Origin of the sequence: Butyricimonas faecalis (assembly GCF_003991565.1) — a bacterium.
In the GTDB taxonomy this organism is placed as follows: Bacteria; Bacteroidota; Bacteroidia; order Bacteroidales; family Marinifilaceae; genus Butyricimonas; species Butyricimonas faecalis.
In genome coordinates, this window is the sequence record NZ_CP032819.1 from 2,728,223 (window position 1) to 2,745,776 (window position 17,554).

Below are 17,554 nucleotides of genomic sequence, written 5' to 3' on the forward strand. Positions count from 1 at the left end.
TATCTAATCCCTGTTAATTTTTAATCTTCTACATTCTTTTTTATACAACAAACATGCCACAATAAAATAAAATACCATCAATATACACAATCCACTAAATTCAGGTAATACCTCTGACAATGTGGCACCTGTATTGTTGATTTTCACGAAACCATCAATCCCGAACGAGGAGGGGAATAACTTGCCAAACCACACCCAATATTCCGGTATCGCCGACTTGGGCCAAGAAATTCCGGAAATAAACATCAATGGAACAGACGTAAACACGAATATCAAGAATGGCATTTCCCGTTCCCGACTAAAAAACGACATGGCAATAGCAAAAAAAGTACACGCCAGTAAAAACGGGAATAAAAACAACATCAACTCTCCCCGCTCCCCGACCTGAGTCATCCCGAACAAACGAGGCACGATGAAAAACACCCAATAACTCATCACGAAATAAATGGGCAGATAAGCGAAGGCCTTCCCCAAAACCACTCGCACCGGACGACGAAAATGCTTATTTTCGGGCAACAGCAACCCTTTCCGACGTCGATCCCGTTCTGTACCCGTCATCGTTCCCACGCCCAATAATAACGACTGCTGTACCACTAAAATCAACACCGCGGGAATCAAAAAAGAAGTAAAACCACCTTGAGGATTAAACAATTTCACGTCCTGAATCCGTACCGGAGAAGAGGCAATCTGCTCCGTGACCTCCGTGGCATACTCAATCCCCTGCACCTGTATATCTTTCCCCATCGCCAGAGCAACATCCGTCCCCGCCGTCAGCAAAGCCTTGTAATTCAACAAAGCTCCCATATCACAGTAAAGAGAGAGGTACGCCTGCTCCCCCCGAGCTACATTTTTACTAAAATCAGCGGGAATCTCTAAAATCCCGTAAATATCTTTTTTATACATCAGCAACCTCGCCGCCTCCATATCCTCACAACGAGCCACCACATCCACGCTGGCCGTGGCATCCCAATTCCGGATAAACTCCCGGCTCAACGCCGACTTCGAATGATCAACCACCGCCACAGGAACCTCCATCGCCACCTCGTTACTATAAATAAACGTGTAGACCACCGGATATCCCAACATCAATGCCACGAAAAAGGTCAACACGGCATGATCCCGGAACACCGCATAAAACTCCCGTTTAAAAACATAATATATATCTGTCCAGAAAACCATCCCTTATTAATTTTAGATTTATGATTTATGATTTTAGATTGACCCCCTCTAGCTCCCCCTTTTCAAGTACGATGTTTCAATGTCGCGTGTTCTCCCCCTGTGTAACCTTAGCTTTGTATCATGAAAAGTAAATGGAATAAAAAAGTAATATTTATATTTGTAAAGTATGAACTAATTTGAAAGAAAGGAAACCGAGGTGTGAACCGTGAGCTGTGTTTGAAAACAGCTTCATCCCCCTATTTGGACACCTTGGCTTTCTTGAACGGGGACCTGTATAAGAAATTAACTTTCTTGTTGTTAAGGTTTTTAGGTGACGTTCAATATCCTTTCCCTCTTCAAATTGCTAAACACAAAGATATGGAAAACTTTTATTTTATCGGGGTAGACGTTAGTAAAAAGAAACTTGATTTTTGCGTGTTGCTAAACGGCACGATAGTTCTTGAAGAAGTAGTAAACAATAACATCCCGTCGATACGTCGTTTCCTGGAAACGTTCTTGGTTGATTTTAAAACCTCGATCGATAACCTGCTAGTCTGTGCCGAGCACACGGGGCAGTACACCTTCCCCCTGTCAATCGCTTGCCAGTCTCTCTCTTGTGGTTTATGGCTTGAAAATCCAGCGCAGATCAAGTATTCTTCGGGCTTCTCACGTGGGAAGAATGACAAGGTCGATGCTCACCGAATCGCTCGCTACGCCTCTCGTTTCAGTGACAACGCTCGTTATTACCAGCGTCCTCGGGAAGAGATCGAGCGCCTCAAGCAGTTAAGGAACGAGCAAGACCTTTACAAGTCGGACTTGGCCAAGTACAAGGGGCAACTCTCCGACCAACGAGAGTTCATGCTTGATCGAGTCTATCAAGAGAAGGCTCAAAGACTGGAACGGTTGATAGAAGAGCTGGAAAAATTGATCAAAGATATCGATCTACTCGTCGAGACAATTATCCGTTCCTGCCGTGTTCTCTGGCGGCAGCGGGAGTTGTTGCTATCAGTCGAGGGGGTTGGGCCGAGTGTCGCCCTTTGCTTGATCATCGAGACTGAAGCGTTCACGCGCTTCGATGATCCCCGCAAGTTCGCCTGTCATGCCGGGGTAGCACCTTTCCGTTACACCTCGGGAAGCAGTCAACATTCCAGGAACAAGGTATCCCAGCGGGCGAACAAGCAAATCAAGACGTTGTTACACATGGCTGCCTTGTCGATCACGGGAAGGAAGTCTGGTGAGTTAAAGGCGTATTACGAGAGAAAGGTTAAGGAAGGAAAGAACAAGATGACGGTCATTAACGCGATCAGGGCAAAGCTGATCGCGAGAATGTTTGCTGTCATCAAAAAAGATCAATTTTATACCCCTGTTTATTCATGAAATATTTGCATAAATCATAAGAATAGGGGGAGTTAGAGGGGGTAGTTCTTCCATTCTAAATTTTAAATTCTAAATTCTAAATTTCAAATCCTATCTCAACCCGCAAATCGTTTCCAACGATTTACGGCAAATACTTAAACTCCAACAAATCCGACTTCAATTTCGGCAGTACAAAAATGGGCAAAAACAGATAGACCATTAATGCCGCGTAACTCTGCCAAGAAAATATCATCGGAATACCATTCAAAGCTTGATCCACGTATATCAAAAAATAGTGGCGCATCTGGAACAAATTCGACCCGATCTGTGCCAACTCCGGCATGGAACGCACCGGGTAAGTAAAACCGCATATTGAAAACGACAACACGCCCCACAAGGCACATGTACTCAATGCGATCCTGCTCCGGCGATTCATTCCCGTGACAAACAGCGCAAAACACTGAGAAGCCAGAATCATCAGCACCATCGCCAAAAACATCGGGAAAAATCCACTATTTAACGGGAAATGAGCATAACCATACAACATGGAAAGAGCAAGCATCCCCATCGCCGTGAAAATCAAAGCCTGCGGGATAAGTTTTCCCATCAATGCCACGATAATAGAACCGTTCCCCGCCTCCAACCACTCTCTTGACGTTCTCCGCTTAATCTCCTCACTAATACTGTACACCGTGGTAAACATCACGAACATGCACAAGAATGCCGGCAAAAGGAAATTCGCCAAATAAACGGCATAACTCAACCACGGGTTATTCAGCGGATGCGTGTCCAACACGATCGGCATCAACTTCGCCGCAAGTAACGGTCCTCCCTCCCCTTTCGCCAACAACAACGTCCGCTGGACCACCCCGTTAGCCAAATTTGATTGCATCCGCATATCTTTATACAACAAAGAACCCGCCAAAAAATAAGTATCATTCGTGTAAAACGACAACACGGGCTCTTTCCCTGTCGAAGCATCCCGCCGGAAATCTGCCGGAATATAAAAGATCCCGTAAACATCACCTCGTTGTAAAGCCTCCCGGGCCTCGCTGAAATTTGCCGTGCGCATCACCACATCCGTCTGGGCAAACGTGTTCAACGAACGCGCCAGAGAACGGGAAGTCGTAGTATTATCCTCATCCACCACGGCCACAGGCAACTTCTTCGGCAACCCGTCCTTCAACAAATCCATGAAAAACAGGAAGCAAAACAAAGGCGCAAAAATCATCACGAACCAATAGATCCGATGTTCAGCCAACATCCGGATCTCCCGTTTCATCAACACCCCCAAAGCCCTTATATTCTCTCGCATAAATTAATTTTAGATTTACGATTTCAGATTTTAGATTCCAATCGCACAACCCCCTTCTTCATTCTAAATTCTATATTCTAAATTTCATAATTTCTTCAAAACGCTCATCCCCGGTCTCAACCCCTCCACTTTCTCCGTGGGCACGGCTTTCACCTCGAAAGTCTTCGCATCATACTGCCCCGTTGTCTTCGTGGCTCTCCAAGCGGCATAAGTTCCCATATTCTTCATGTGAGTCACTTTCAACTGCACCTCCTTATTATTCAACGCCGGAATATATCCCGTGAACACGGCACCCATCTGCAAATCGCCCAACAAATCTTCACGCACGTTAAACACCACCCACATATCTTCCAAATCCAACACGTTCATCACGGGAGAACCCGTTCCCACCAATTCCCCCACCTTCGGGTAACGCTCGGAAATCTCACCTGAAATCGGTGAAATCAAAAACGTCTCTTTGACATAAGAACCGACCTCTTCCACGGCGCCTCTTGCCCGGTTCACCTGAGCCTCGGCAGCCTGTTTGTCTTCTTTCTCCGCCCCGTTTCTTGCCATCTCGTACTGGGCCTTCGCGGCTTGTTCCGTAGCTAACATCGCCTTGTAATTTGCCTCAGCCTCGTCACGTTTCTGTGCGGAGACCACGTCATTCTCGAATAACGTCTGTACCCGATCAAAAGACTTCTTTGCCACATCAAGTGCCGCCTGCGTTTTTTTCCACGTTTGGAAGGCCATCGCCTTCTGCTCTTCACGGGCACCCTTTTGAGCCTTATCGCTCAACGCTTGAGCGGCCTCTTCCGCCGCTTGTGCCTGATTAAACTTCGCCATCACCTCCGGACTATCCAAAATCGCCACCGTATCCCCTTTCATCACGTGATCCCCCTCGTCGACCAAAAACCGCTCAATCCTCCCCGGCACCTTCCCGGAAATCCGCACTTCCGTGGCCTCCGCCTCACCTTGAATCATCTCCGGCACCGGCTCCCAAAAAATAAACCCGAATATAGCAACCAAAAATATGATGATCACGATCCCCGTAAACATCAACACCTTCCCACTTACTTTCTTTTCACTCATAACAATTAATTTGAAATTTAGAATTTAAAATTTAAAATTTAGAATGGAAAAACTACCCCCTCTAGCTCCCCCTTGGGAAGGGGGAGCTAGAGGGGGTCAATCTTAAATCTAGTATCATAAATCTAAAATTCCAGTATTCCATAAGCTTTCTCCAAATAAACCTTACACAATCGAGCCTCTATCCGCGTATCGATCAGTTCCGAATTCGCCGTCAACCAAGCCGTTTGAGCCTCCAACACGTTCAACACGGGAATCGTCCCCTCCTTAAAGCCCAAATTCGCGAACTTCAGATTCTCCTCCGCCCGTTCCAGATTCTTACGGGCCATCGCCAACTTCTTCGTCACCTCCTTCATCTTGAATTCCGACTGGTTCACCTGTAACTCGATCTGCTCCTTCGCCTCCTGCAACTTATAATTCATCGCGTTCGTCTGTGCTTTTGCACCACGTAAACTTTTACGGGATGCTCCCCAATGAAATATCGGGGCCTTAATCCCAACTCCCACGCTCCACATACCATCAAATTTCGTACTCACCCCGTCAAAGAAAGAAGGCGTGCTACTCAAGTAATTTGCCGTCAAAGCAATCGTCGGCAAATACTCGGATAAAGCGATCTTCTCCTTCTTTTTATATATATCCGCGGCCAACTGCAAACTAGCCACCTCCGGACGCCGGCTATACACCTGTTCCAAGCTTTCCGTGGGCACCTCCTCCACGTCCGTGTCTACCACCTCTTCTTTCAACATCACGATCGTGTCTGTCGGTAAACCGCAAATCTGGTTCAACAACATCCGGGACAAACACAAGCCGTTATCCACCTTCGTTTGAACCATCTCCCCCTCGTTCAGTTTCACCCGCACGGAAAGCACATCCGCTTTAGTAGCCACCCCCGTCGTGTGCATCAACTCGACATCATGCACGAACTTCCTCAATGTTTCCACGTACTTATCCGCCAATTTCTTCCGGTTTACCAGAGAAATGATCTGCCAGTAAGCCTCGTCCGTCGAAAGAATCACGCTCTGCAACTCCTGCGACCGCTTGCTCTTTGCCAATTGCTCCGCCAACCCGGCAATCTGGTTATAAGCCCTGATCTTCCCTCCCATATAAATCGGCTGTGTCAGCCCGACCTGCACGATTCCCATATTCCGTTCGTCCACGCTCATTGCCTCCTTCGGCAACAAGGCATAATCCTTCGGGACATACTGCCCATCCAAACCAATCGTCAATTGATCGGGACGAAACGTAAACTTCCCATCCGAACCCATCGACCCGACGGGCAAATGAGCATCATCAGCCAACAAATTAATCTCTTTTTGATTGCGCAGATACACGCCCATAGCGTCAATACCGGGCAGATACTTCGTGAAAGCCTCTGCTTTTTGCGCCTGACTCGCTTTTACCTCCTCGTCTGCAATTTTCAGTTTCTTATTGTTCTCTATCGCCAACCGCCGACAATCCTCCAAACTTAACACTTCTTGTGCATTCGATTGCAATATAAAACACAATAATACAGTAACTAAACTCAAACCAGATTTACATTTCGTAATCCTCTTCATCACTTTCTCGTTTTTATATTCTAACTTCAAGCTTCTTCAAATTTATACTTTTCGGTATGTACTCCCGTAAAAACTTTATCGAGCTTTTACTAACGAATAAAGTTGTTCATACTGGTAACGCACCGATGATAAAGCATAAGAAATATCCTGATGCATGACGATGTAATTTATCAACCCAATACTTATGTTCAACAAATTCTTTGCCAGAATAGACGTATCCACATCATCTCTTATCTCTTTAGCCCGTTTTGCCTCTAAAATAACACCTTCCAACTTCGACATCCATGAAATCTTCGTATCGCTCACCATCTGTTTAAACTCCGGGTACAAGGAAATCACCTCTACCATCAGCGAAAGGCACAAAATTTCGGGGATATCACTATCCAAACGCTTCGCCCCGTAATGACCGATACTTTCCAGGTTATGGATCGTCAAGTCAACAAACTCCCGTAACGAATGCACCCGGCTCATTTCCTCGGCTCGCCGACTATTCAACATACGGTAATACCTCGTCACCCCCTCTTTCAGCACCTCTTCCTTGTTCAAGAAATGATAATAAAACGTACCCTTGGTCATCCCCACGGCCTTTTCCAGATCGGTAAGAGTTACCGTCTTAAATCCCTTTTTCAAAAACAGCAGAAATGCCGCCTCGATAATCGTGTCTCTCGTTCCACTCATTTCTTTATCAACATATAATATTGTTCAAACTGCATCCGGGTATCTGAAAACATATACTGGAAACTCGCTTGATCCAATTCAATATTCAACATACTACTTGACACGGACATCAAGTTACGCGCCAACACCGAAGTATCCAACGTCTCCCGGATTTCCCCGCTTTGCTTCGCCTTCAAAATAATCTGCTCCCAATTCGCCAAGCGTCGTTTGGAAATCGTGTATATCCTCTCCCGAAATTCCGGGAAAATCGAAGCAACTTCCAACACCAATTGAAAAAACAGCACCTCCAGAATAAAACACCCAAAAGCTTTTTGGGATGCATCAGCACTCGCCTCTTTATTCTTGATCACGAGATCAATGAACTCTCGCAAAGAGGTCACACGCTCCACATCGTCCTCGCTCTCCTCCTTCATCACGCTAAAATAACGCTTCATCCCCGCCTCCAAAATTTCCTTCTTATCCTTAAAATAATAATAAAACGCTCCTTTGGTCAAGCCCGTGGCTTGTTCCAGTGTTTTCAGCGAACAGGCCTTATACCCCCTGTTCAAGAATTGCAAAAACGCCTTTTTTACTATTTCCTCCCGAAGTTCTGTCATAGAAACTTTTATTATATGTTGCAAAGATAGAGATAAAAACTGAACATCTTAAATTTAACATTTAGATTCACGTTAACAGGGGAAATAATCGTTTTTTATAAATCATAATCAGGATATCACCTTCTAATAATAAAATAATAAAGCTACAATTCATAATCACTAGTGGATTACTTCCGTATATAAAGTTTCTAATAAGCTTATAAAATCTTATTAAAACGCTATTCCGTATAGCGTTTTAATAGCGTTCTAATAGCGTTTTAATAGCGCTTTACACGGTAGTGATACGGAAGTCATCATGTATTAATCTTTATTTCGTGTATTAAATCAAACTGAATACCAGATTATTCCGCCACAACCACCTCTTCTAGTTCCTCCCGAGTCCCCGTGTGGTGACTTTTTTTGTTAATCCGGTCCATAATCACGGCAATTGCACCATCACCCGTCACGTTACAAGCCGTACCGAAACTATCCATCGCGATATACAAAGCGATCATCAACCCTTGAGCCGTTTCGTCAAATCCCAACATAGATTGCAATAACCCCAAAGCCGCCATGATCGCACCGCCCGGTACCCCCGGTGCCGCCACCATGGCAATTCCCAACATAAAAATAAACCCGGCCATCACCCCGAAAGAAATCGGCATTCCTGACATCAACATGATCGCCATGGCACAAGCCACGATCTTCATCGTGCTACCCGACAAGTGTATCGTGGCACAAAGCGGGATTACGAAAGTGGCTAGTTCCCGGTTGACGCCATTTTTTATCGTTTGCTCCAACGTCACGGGAATTGTCGCGGCGGAAGACTGTGTTCCCAAAGCGGTCATGTAAGCCGGCAACATATTTCGAAACAACCGGAACGGATTCTTCTTCGACACGATTCCGGCAATGAAGAATTGGATAAACAACAGTATGATCGTCAGGAAAAATATCATCACGATAATCTTCACGAACACGCCCAACACACCGGAAACCTGTCCGGAATTCGAGATATTCAAGAAAATACCGAAAATATAAAGCGGCAACAAGGGAATAATCACGCCCGTGATCACCTTGTTGATAATATCCTTGAAATCCTCCATCGCTTCTTTCAACGTGGCCCCGTTGATAACCGACATTCCCAGGCCTAACGTGAAAGCCAAGACCAAAGAGGTCATCACGTCCATCAAAGGTGGCATCATCACCGTGAAATAAGGAGTCAAAGGTTCCACCACCGCCATTTCCTGCGGTTGCAACTCGGCATCTTTCAATAACCACGGATAACTCAAATCACTGGCAAGGTAAGTAAAGAATCCCGAAAACAGGGTAAATCCATACGCCAGCAAAGCAGTTATCAACAACAATCTCCCGGCTCCTTTGCCCAAATCGGCAATACCCGGGGCCACCAATCCAAGAATCAGTAACGGGATAATAAAACCAAGGAAATTACTAAACAAGCCATTTACCGTTAAGAATATTCTTACCAACCCATCGGGGAAGAAAAGTCCGCACACGATACCGGAAGCTATTGCGATCACAATTTTGGGTAATAATCCTATCTTCTTTTTTTCCATAGGCCATCTATTTATATTAGTACGTCATTCAAGGCTCTCGCCTTTTGGGCGATTTCCCTATTTACTTTAAACGAGAACGTAAGTAAAAAAGATTTACTAATCCTATTTATGTACTATTCTAGGCACAATTGTTAATCAACTTGCGTTCGTTGAATGACTTGGAATGACCTTTCCGATTTGAAATGAAGAGGATTTCACGACTAAAAATAACGGGAGAGCCACAAAGCAAAGAACTTATCATAGACATAGTATGTTCCCAGCTCCGAGGAGACAAAATCTTTCTCTAACAATCCTTTTAAAGCAGCTTGCACGGAACTTGCCGAAGCCAAACGGTATTTTTTGATATAGCGACTACCGGTAACCTCTTTCGCCTTCCCCTCTTTGGCAATAGTGATTAATACCTCCTTTTGCTTCTCCGGCAACCGGAACAGCGTTTCTTCATAATTATAACGATAGCTTGAAATAATGTTCTGCAAGGCAGTTTGAATCATATCCCCTGTACATGATCCGCCTTTCTCTGTCATCATAAACAAAGTATTTAACATCTTCTGAATGTACCAAGTGACACCTTCAAAACGGTCATACACCTCCGTTATGATTTCCGGGGAGATCATCTTCCCTGCCTTTTCAAAATGCCCCATTGCGAATTCAATGTATTTATCCCGCGGAATGGATTCCAAGTAAAGCATCGATACACTCTGGTAGAAGGGACGAGAGGGACTTAGAAACATATTCCCCATAATATGCCGCTGGCTTCCCGCAAAAATAAAACGAGCATTATTACAATGCTGGATATAAGTTCTTAAAAGGGCTTCCAAATTTTTTTCAGGGTACGAGGCAATCTGTTGAAATTCGTCAATAGCAACGATACAAGGCTTATCAGCCACCTCCAAATACTTGAAGATTTCATCTAATGTTGCCCGAGTATCGCGTACATCACCCAATTGCATGTTAAACGAGGGATTACCGACAACATCAAAAGAAATTCCGGCCTGTAATGTCTTCACACAATTCACAAATGTTTCTATGGCTTTTCTTCCGAAAGGTTTCAATCGCTCCAAAATAACCTTACTTAATGACAGTATAAAATCACGTAATGATTTTGTGGCGTATATATCCACAAAGAAGGTGTAATACTTATCACTTATTTCCGAATGAGCAAAACAATGCATGACAAGACCTGTTTTCCCCATTCTTCGTGGAGATATCAATGCAAGATTGTTCCCATTTGTAAGCTGTTTTATAAGTTCGTTGCTCTCCGATTGTCGATCGCAAAAATACTCTGGAGAAATATACCCCGCCGTAATGAATGGATTATTTACCTGTACCATAACTACTTTTATTAATACACAAAGATAATTATTATCTTATAATAATGAGTGCATGATCGTTATAAAATTGCACCGTATCTCCACGCGTGACCATCGCCCTTACTGTAACTAAAAATTAATGGGTACGGTCATGCTCCTCCGCACGTTTCCCAGATGAAGCGGACACTAAGCAGGAATTTATTTCGGGGCTGATTTACAACCCGAACAGCCTCCACGTTAAGGCTATGTGCACCTCCTTTCAACACGTTCACCCCACGTATTCTGCAACCGAGCGTATTTGATTACGTCAACCGCATACCGGGGTGCATAGTTATCAGCGACTGTTATTTCTTTATACCGCCAGTTATAGGTTCCCCTGTTACCTTTATCGTACGAAACCTTCACTTGTGCCACACTTGTTCCCAACAAACCGCACAAGCATATTAAAACGACAAGACTTTTCTTTATATATCAAACACACTATTTTATAACTAATTACAAATATATTCAAATTCTTACCCGTATACAAAAGGGGTGGAGAATATTCCAATTATTAATCAACTTATATTCGTTAAAGGACTTGGGATGAACTCTCCGATTGACTCTGGGCTAATTGTCTCAATAAATTTCGTAATAGTGGTAATTATTTCAGCTTCCATTCCACGACAGTCAGCATGTACAATTATGTACGACAGCTAGTTACTACCACTTTAGCCATTCTTGTGAACCAAGATACGCAAACTTAGGGTAAAACAGTTGCTACTCTAATAGCTTTCACGGGAGTCTATCTCCTCACGCAGAGCAAAGCCCAAGCAGGCATGGAGAAAAAATGCAGTTAATAACATTCCGATGGAAACATAAATTTAATATAAATTACATAAAAAAGTATATTGGAATTATTCACAACAATAATTCATCTGATAATTATTATTCGTAACAACACTCATAATATTGGATAATTTTCGTATATTCGCAGTAATATTAATCAAACAATTTTGAACTATGAAAAAATTATTAATGTTAGTAATAATCTCTTTACTTTTTACAGGATTCACTAGCAAAGAAGAAAAAAGATTAGACATTCCCCTTATGTTAACAGATATGTTACAGCAAAATCTCCCCCCTAAAATATTAAGTGCAACCCCATTGTCCCTTGAAATAGTTATAAAAGAAGGCGATAGAGCTACATTTAGCATCACATTTGAAAAGGCTGAGGCAGGAGCAAAGGTGAGTGTTACACGGGAAGGTGGTTCTTTAGGGGAAAATTGCATCTATTCAAGCAATGAATCTTCTGTGAACGTTACGATTATTAATACTAGAATGGAAGATGCAGGGAGATATGTCATAACTCTTACCAATAAATATGGTTCGACTTCTATCCTTTTTAGCGTATACGTTGCCCCTGATTTTACAATTTCAGAATAAAAAGCAAGAATAAATGATATATTCAAATATAAAAGCACTATTTCAAAAAACGATAACTAAAATGGTGCTTTTAATTTTTTAATCTTTCAAAGAATTGCATCATGAACAAGGATAACATTTTTATTGAGACCTTATACGAATTTAAACGTACACGCAGGAGTATTCTGTTTCATATTTTCATCACATTGGCCATTTTAGGATTAATTTTCTATCAATTTACATTTTTGTCAAAAGGGAATGATGCAATCTCCATAAAAAATTTATTACAATTCTACCAAGATTGGCCTTCCTTGGCTTTAGCTTCTGCCATTCCTTTTAAAAGTGCTTACTACTTTAATATCATCCAGTTGATTTTCATCGCTTGTTGTGCTGTAAACAATTCAAGAAGTTTCAAATTGGGAACAAAGGAAGCCTTACATACTCATTCACAAGGAAACAACGAGATTGTGGCAGGGAATTTCCTAGGTTTATTACTCGTAATCACCATATTAAACTGGATTTTATTTGCAACTTCTATCCTTTTCAACGCAATCTTGTATCCAGAATCTTTCAGATTATCATATTATCTATTTTACTGGTTCACTCTCACGTTTCCTGCATCCATTTACTTTCTAGGAATATCCAGCCTCGTAACCCGCTTTATTCGGCATTCAGGTATAAGTCTTATGGTATTATTACTTACATTAGGAGGAATCATCTTAGGAGGAGCCACGCTTTTCCATGGCGTTTTGGATCCCTGCGCTCGCAATATACCCAACATGTTTTCAGACTTCACGGGACATTCAAACTTAGTTAACTATTTGCTACAAAGAGGAGGTATTTTCTTCACAGGGATCAGCTTCCTCGTACTATCAATTATCCCTTTCCCCCGGATTCCCAATTATAACCGGATATTAAAAAATAGTATAGGTATTGCTTGTTTCTTTCTTATACTGGCCAGTTGTCTAGCACTCTTTTATCTTAATCTGCACTGGAAGGAAAAAGATACTCGGGAAATTTACAGACAAGTCTATGAAAAATATGCAGGACCGTCCAAAACAAGAATCACTCGCCATGACTTACACGTGAAAGAATTAGCAGATGGAGGTATATCTGCAAGCAGCCACATGACAATCAAAAATAAAACCTCAAATGAGGCTCCTTTAATTATGTACTTGAATCCCGGTTTAAAAATCAACTCTATTGAGATTGACGGCCAAGAAATTTCGTTCCGGAAAGAGCATCAAATTTTGATCATCAACAAGAAGTTACAAGCTAAAGACTCTTGCCATGTAACTATGAAATATAAAGGGAAAATAGAAAATACAATTTGCAATTTAGATATTATTCCGGAAAAACATGACTCACCACAAGTAAATTCTCTCGGGATATATCATTACGGGAATTTCCCGGCTTTTTGTGAAAAAGATTACAAGCTATTCCCCATAGAATGCATCTGGTATCCTATGTGTATCTCCCCATATAGTAGACTGGGAAATCCCGCCATAAATTTCACTCGCTACTCCCTTAAAGTGGAACATGATCCTAAACTGACGGCTATCTCCCAAGGATATACCACAGAAGAAAAAGAGGGTATAACCTCATTTCATTTCAAACATGATATGCCAGGAATCAGCTTATGCATTGGCAATTACAAGAAAAGGACTTTAATGTTACTTCCTAGATTTTTCGCAGACACCACCAGCATGCCTAATTACACAACCCGCTTAACTCTTTACTATCATCCCCGCCATGAATATCTTCTTGAAAGATTTGATTTAGAAGAAGACAAATTAGCTTCTATATTGTTAAATGCAAAACAAACAATAGAATCTAAGGAATGTCTCTCATTCGCAGAGAAAGATCTCACAGCAGAGGAATTAGCTATGGTAAACACATTAAACGATGGCATTCTCCCTCTACAGAGACTTAAAAATATTGTTTTAGCCAAAAGAGATTTTGACCCAATTCAACATTACCCGTATTATTGGCAAATCTTTGTGGAAACTCCATGTAATTACCACATTTATTCTCGTTTAGTACAACCGACTGGAGAAAGAGAACAAGGAGGGATGGTATTCATCCCAGAAAAATTATATTCCATAACAAAATACAACAATAGGAAACCCCAAACAGAAAAAGAAAAAGAACAATTCAACCTGTTCTTATGGCCAATCACTCTTAAGCCCATTTTTGAGGACGGAATTTGTAGCATAATACCAGCTTTTCGAGGAAGAACATTTTATATTTCTACAGATGAAAACCCAATTATAAATAATATTATAAACAATATTATATTTCAAGATAAAAACATATTACCCCAAGAATGGGACGTCGGAGAAGTCGACGCAATAGCATATCTGAAAAATAAGAGTTTAAAAGAAGCATTACATGAGCATTCTCTATCCTCTGAAAAACTTCAAAATATCATTCACAAAAAAAGTGCCGAGTTATGGATGTATATATCTCAACAAATTCAAGTTCACAGAGATACTCTTAAAGAGTTTTATCATGATTTTCTATTAAGAAATCAATTCAAAGAGGTTCCTGCAGAAGAATTTTATCAACAATTTTACCAATGGACCAACCTTAGATTAGATTCCTTGATCGATCATTGGTATAATACAAAACAAGTACCCCGCCTCGAAATACGAAATGCCAAAGTAATTAAAATCGAAGACCCGGAGGAACAATCATTTTACCCAGAAGTATTATATAGTTTCAGTGTATTTAACGAGAGTGACGTCCCCGGAATCGTGATGACAACTGATTTACAAAGCTGGATTATCCCCCCTCATGAAGGTCGAGAAATCCAGACAAAAGAGCTGAAAGAACCACCCTTCCGCACAAATCGTTATTATCTAAACCGTCCATTTTCCCAGAATTTCCCGTCATACGTGAATTTGGAACTGGAGAACAATGTTATAAAAGATACTACCTGCAAAATAACCCACATTGATTCCATTACATTCTGGAAGCAAAGAAACGAGAACGAGATCATTGTCGATAACGAGGATCCTGGATTCAGAATTGTCAAAGCAAAAGGCTTTAAACTCTTGTCTTTGTTCCAAAAAGAGAATAATTATAAAGCATATTACACAAATTATAGACAACAAAAAGCATGGACTCCCGTAATAAACCATCATTTTTACGGTTCTCCCATCCAAAGTGCATATATAAAACAAGCGGATGCAGGCAAGCAAAAAGTGGAATGGAATACAGAATTACCACAGAAAGGGAAATATGAAGTGTTTTTTTATCATCCAAGTCCCCAAGATAAGGTGAAAGACCCAAGACAAGAATTTTATTACTCTGTTTTCGATGGTACACAAGAACACGAAGTCGTTATTCACGTAAATCATGACGAAATAGGATGGATTTCCCTTGGTGTATTCCATTTCACGAAGGAGGCAAAAGTAACTCTATGCGATCGAGATCGTAAAGAAAAAATCGAATCGAAATACTATGGTGTCGCACCACAAGAACTTACAGCAGATGCCATAAAATGGGTTCGACTACAAGAATAGATCCAAAAAACAACATATAATTACATTCGAAGACCCTTATTCTGATAACAACATTTTCATACAACAATTCCGAAATAGTTTTTATCCTTTAATGATGCTATTTATTCTTTTATCTTTAAATTTGTGCAAGGATAAGTAGCGTGATCATGGTTATTAACGAGAATCCCGTTGATTCTCTGATCAATGAAACTTTTCGCACAACATATCTTTGAAACCGGAAATATCACGGCACATAACATCGTCGTCTGGACTGATTATTTCTGGAAACTTTCCCCTTCCGACAAGAAAACCAAAGCGTTATGCAGCAAATGGATCAACTATGCCTATAACATAAATCGTTTCAACGACAAAGTTGCCGTCCCGGCTGCCGACTTACTGGCCAGAATCGGAAATTTTAAAGATGCCAAAATCATCTTGAAAAAAGCGATTGCCAGTCAAAAGGAACTTAAAAATGAAAATCAGAAAGTTTATAAACCTCTCGAACTGAAATTACGGGATATCAACAATGGCAAATTATAAAAAGACAGAGAGTGTGACGTATGTATATACGGACACTCTCCAATTTTTATTCTTCCCAATACCCGAAATGATTCGAGCGGAACACCCGAACCTCCCGACGTAATTGGTCCAGTTCATGTTGCATTTCATGTAATCGTCCCATCAACTCGTGGATGACACCAATCCCCTCAATATTCACGGACAAATCCTCGTGCCAACGGACAAAACGTTCCAAATCACGTAATTGTGATTCGAGCAAATAACGTTCTCCATCGACCTCCCGGATATCAATTAACCCGTCTTCTTCCAAAGACACGATAAATGAAGGATCCACGTGACTTTTCTGACAGTATTCCCTAACTATAATTAAATCTGTTTCCATAACTCTTTCCCTTTAGCTAAGTTTTTGTAATTCCTGGAATAACTCTTTCTGCTTTTCCGTCAAATTTGTTGGAATCTCGACAGAATAAGTCACGATCAGATCACCAAATTTTCCCTCTTCCTTGTAGACGGGGAAACCTTTTCCCTTCAACCTTACTTTCGCCCCGTTCTGTGTTCCGGGTTTTACTTTTAATTTCACCTTACCATCCATCGTATCCACCACCTGTTCTCCACCTAAAACAGCCGAGTAAAGGTTTAAAGGAGCCGTCACGTACAGATCATTCCCTAAACGTTTGAACACCGGGTCCTCTGCTATCACGAACGTAATATACAAATCGCCCGCGGGTCCCCCGTTCACACCGGGTCCACCTTGTCCTTTCAATTTAATCGTTTGCCCGTCAGCTACTCCGGCCGGAACGGTAATACGTATATTTTTACCATTTACCGACAACACTTGTTTGTGTGTCTGTGCGGCATCATGGAATGACAGATGCAATTCGGCATTATAGTCCTGACCCCGGAATGCGGCAGAACGTCCTCCTCCTCGACGAGAACCGAATAACGATTCGAAAAAGTCCGAAAACTCACCATCTCCCCCCATGCCGGAGAACCCGCCTTCCGACGACCAATGGGCTCCACCCCCGAAACCTCCGCCGCCTTGCTGCTGGTAACGCTGTCTCTGGGCCTCGAATTCGTCGGCATGTTTCCAGTTCTCTCCATACTGGTCATACTTCTTCCGTTTCTCCGGATCACCCAACACCTCATTCGCCTCGTTTATCTCTTGGAAACGTTGCTTGGCATTCGGATCGTCCGGATTCAAGTCCGGGTGATACTTTCTGGCCAGTTTCTTAAAAGCCTTCTTGATGTCATCCTGTGAAGCACTTTTATCAACTCCTAAAATTTTATAGTAATCTATGTAGGCCATACTTTTATAATTTATACATTTGTAATACGTTCATACAAACTACGTACCAACCTGTGATATACGTTCTAAACTGACGCCTTGTTACGAGCTGACTGACAAAGTGACAAACAAAAAAAGAGAACTCTCCCTAAGTCCTATTTAAGACGGCGCCCCACCCAAACATTCCTTACAAACATCTAGTAATCATCCCTCTCTACACAATAGAGCTGTCTACACATACAAAGAGGAC

At 41.9% G+C, this 17,554-nt stretch carries 14 protein-coding genes; 4 read left to right on the forward strand and 10 right to left on the reverse strand.

The annotated features are described in order from the left end of the window. Nucleotides 1-3: 3 nt before the first annotated feature. Nucleotides 4-1,179, reverse strand: a complete 1,176-nt coding sequence (locus tag D8S85_RS11940) for an ABC transporter permease (protein WP_106480838.1) — start codon at nt 1,177-1,179, stop codon at nt 4-6. A gap of 357 nt (nt 1,180-1,536) precedes the next feature. Here D8S85_RS11940 and D8S85_RS11945 point away from each other — a divergent pair, with 357 nt between their 5' ends. Beyond that, on the forward strand, nt 1,537-2,535 hold the full coding sequence (locus D8S85_RS11945) for an IS110 family RNA-guided transposase (protein WP_106625029.1): 999 nt from the start codon (nt 1,537-1,539) through the stop codon (nt 2,533-2,535). A gap of 121 nt (nt 2,536-2,656) precedes the next feature. Here the strand turns inward: D8S85_RS11945 and D8S85_RS11950 are convergent, their stop codons facing one another. The 7 genes from D8S85_RS11950 to D8S85_RS11980 form a co-directional block, all read right to left on the reverse strand. Next, entirely contained in the window at nt 2,657-3,829 is a 1,173-nt protein-coding gene (locus tag D8S85_RS11950) for an ABC transporter permease (protein ID WP_106480839.1), read from the reverse strand. 84 nt (nt 3,830-3,913) lie between these two features. Then, nucleotides 3,914-4,900, reverse strand: coding sequence for an HlyD family secretion protein (locus D8S85_RS11955; RefSeq protein ID WP_127075113.1), 987 nt, complete (start codon nt 4,898-4,900; stop codon nt 3,914-3,916). Nucleotides 4,901-5,022: 122 nt separating this feature from the next. Further along, nucleotides 5,023-6,453, reverse strand: coding sequence for a TolC family protein (locus tag D8S85_RS11960; protein WP_172726508.1), 1,431 nt, complete (start codon nt 6,451-6,453; stop codon nt 5,023-5,025). Nucleotides 6,454-6,528: 75 nt separating this feature from the next. Next, on the reverse strand, nt 6,529-7,131 hold the full coding sequence (locus D8S85_RS11965) for a TetR/AcrR family transcriptional regulator (protein ID WP_106480842.1): 603 nt from the start codon (nt 7,129-7,131) through the stop codon (nt 6,529-6,531). After that, a complete protein-coding gene (locus D8S85_RS11970; protein ID WP_106480843.1) occupies nt 7,128-7,727 on the reverse strand; it encodes a TetR/AcrR family transcriptional regulator in 600 nt (199 codons plus the stop codon). Before D8S85_RS11970 ends, D8S85_RS11965 begins: the two co-directional genes overlap by 4 nt. A 341-nt stretch (nt 7,728-8,068) precedes the next feature. Further along, a complete protein-coding gene (locus D8S85_RS11975; protein WP_127075115.1) occupies nt 8,069-9,280 on the reverse strand; it encodes a dicarboxylate/amino acid:cation symporter in 1,212 nt (403 codons plus the stop codon). 200 nt (nt 9,281-9,480) lie between these two features. Next, complete coding sequence (locus tag D8S85_RS11980) at nt 9,481-10,611, reverse strand: AAA family ATPase (protein ID WP_106480845.1); 1,131 nt, start codon at nt 10,609-10,611, stop codon at nt 9,481-9,483. A 981-nt stretch (nt 10,612-11,592) separates the two neighbouring features. Between D8S85_RS11980 and D8S85_RS11985 the strand changes: the two genes are divergently transcribed. The 3 genes from D8S85_RS11985 (at nt 11,593) to D8S85_RS11995 (ending at nt 16,040) form a co-directional block, all read left to right on the forward strand. Continuing rightward, nucleotides 11,593-12,015, forward strand: a complete 423-nt coding sequence (locus tag D8S85_RS11985; protein WP_106480846.1) for an immunoglobulin domain-containing protein — start codon at nt 11,593-11,595, stop codon at nt 12,013-12,015. 101 nt (nt 12,016-12,116) lie between these two features. Next, entirely contained in the window at nt 12,117-15,521 is a 3,405-nt protein-coding gene (locus D8S85_RS11990; protein WP_106480847.1) for a golvesin C-terminal-like domain-containing protein, read from the forward strand. A gap of 183 nt (nt 15,522-15,704) precedes the next feature. Continuing rightward, nucleotides 15,705-16,040, forward strand: a complete 336-nt coding sequence (locus D8S85_RS11995) for a hypothetical protein (RefSeq protein ID WP_106480848.1) — start codon at nt 15,705-15,707, stop codon at nt 16,038-16,040. A 46-nt stretch (nt 16,041-16,086) separates the two neighbouring features. Here the strand turns inward: D8S85_RS11995 and D8S85_RS12000 are convergent, their stop codons facing one another. Together D8S85_RS12000 and D8S85_RS12005 are read right to left on the reverse strand one after the other, a co-directional pair. Then, nucleotides 16,087-16,401: a chaperone modulator CbpM gene (locus D8S85_RS12000; protein WP_106480849.1), complete on the reverse strand. Its 315-nt coding sequence runs from the start codon at nt 16,399-16,401 to the stop codon at nt 16,087-16,089. Between the two features lie 12 nt (nt 16,402-16,413). Next, nucleotides 16,414-17,325, reverse strand: coding sequence for a DnaJ C-terminal domain-containing protein (locus D8S85_RS12005; protein ID WP_106480850.1), 912 nt, complete (start codon nt 17,323-17,325; stop codon nt 16,414-16,416). Between the last annotated feature and the right edge of the window lie 229 nt (nt 17,326-17,554).

Excerpts from the sequence above, each read along its gene's own strand:
- D8S85_RS11965 (WP_106480842.1), bottom strand. The coding sequence starts at position 7,131 with ATGAGTGGAACGAGAGACACGATTATCGAGGCGGCATTTCTGCTGTTT.
- D8S85_RS11940 (WP_106480838.1), bottom strand. The coding sequence starts at position 1,179 with ATGGTTTTCTGGACAGATATATATTATGTTTTTAAACGGGAGTTTTAT.
- D8S85_RS11995 (WP_106480848.1), top strand. The coding sequence starts at position 15,705 with ATGAAACTTTTCGCACAACATATCTTTGAAACCGGAAATATCACGGCA.
- D8S85_RS11985 (WP_106480846.1), top strand. The coding sequence starts at position 11,593 with ATGAAAAAATTATTAATGTTAGTAATAATCTCTTTACTTTTTACAGGA.
- D8S85_RS11980 (WP_106480845.1), bottom strand. The coding sequence starts at position 10,611 with ATGGTACAGGTAAATAATCCATTCATTACGGCGGGGTATATTTCTCCA.
- D8S85_RS11960 (WP_172726508.1), bottom strand. The coding sequence starts at position 6,453 with ATGAAGAGGATTACGAAATGTAAATCTGGTTTGAGTTTAGTTACTGTA.
- D8S85_RS12000 (WP_106480849.1), bottom strand. The coding sequence starts at position 16,401 with ATGGAAACAGATTTAATTATAGTTAGGGAATACTGTCAGAAAAGTCAC.
- D8S85_RS11950 (WP_106480839.1), bottom strand. The coding sequence starts at position 3,829 with ATGCGAGAGAATATAAGGGCTTTGGGGGTGTTGATGAAACGGGAGATC.
- D8S85_RS12005 (WP_106480850.1), bottom strand. The coding sequence starts at position 17,325 with ATGGCCTACATAGATTACTATAAAATTTTAGGAGTTGATAAAAGTGCT.
- D8S85_RS11975 (WP_127075115.1), bottom strand. The coding sequence starts at position 9,280 with ATGGAAAAAAAGAAGATAGGATTATTACCCAAAATTGTGATCGCAATA.
- D8S85_RS11955 (WP_127075113.1), bottom strand. The coding sequence starts at position 4,900 with ATGAGTGAAAAGAAAGTAAGTGGGAAGGTGTTGATGTTTACGGGGATC.
- D8S85_RS11945 (WP_106625029.1), top strand. The coding sequence starts at position 1,537 with ATGGAAAACTTTTATTTTATCGGGGTAGACGTTAGTAAAAAGAAACTT.
- D8S85_RS11970 (WP_106480843.1), bottom strand. The coding sequence starts at position 7,727 with ATGACAGAACTTCGGGAGGAAATAGTAAAAAAGGCGTTTTTGCAATTC.
- D8S85_RS11990 (WP_106480847.1), top strand. The coding sequence starts at position 12,117 with ATGAACAAGGATAACATTTTTATTGAGACCTTATACGAATTTAAACGT.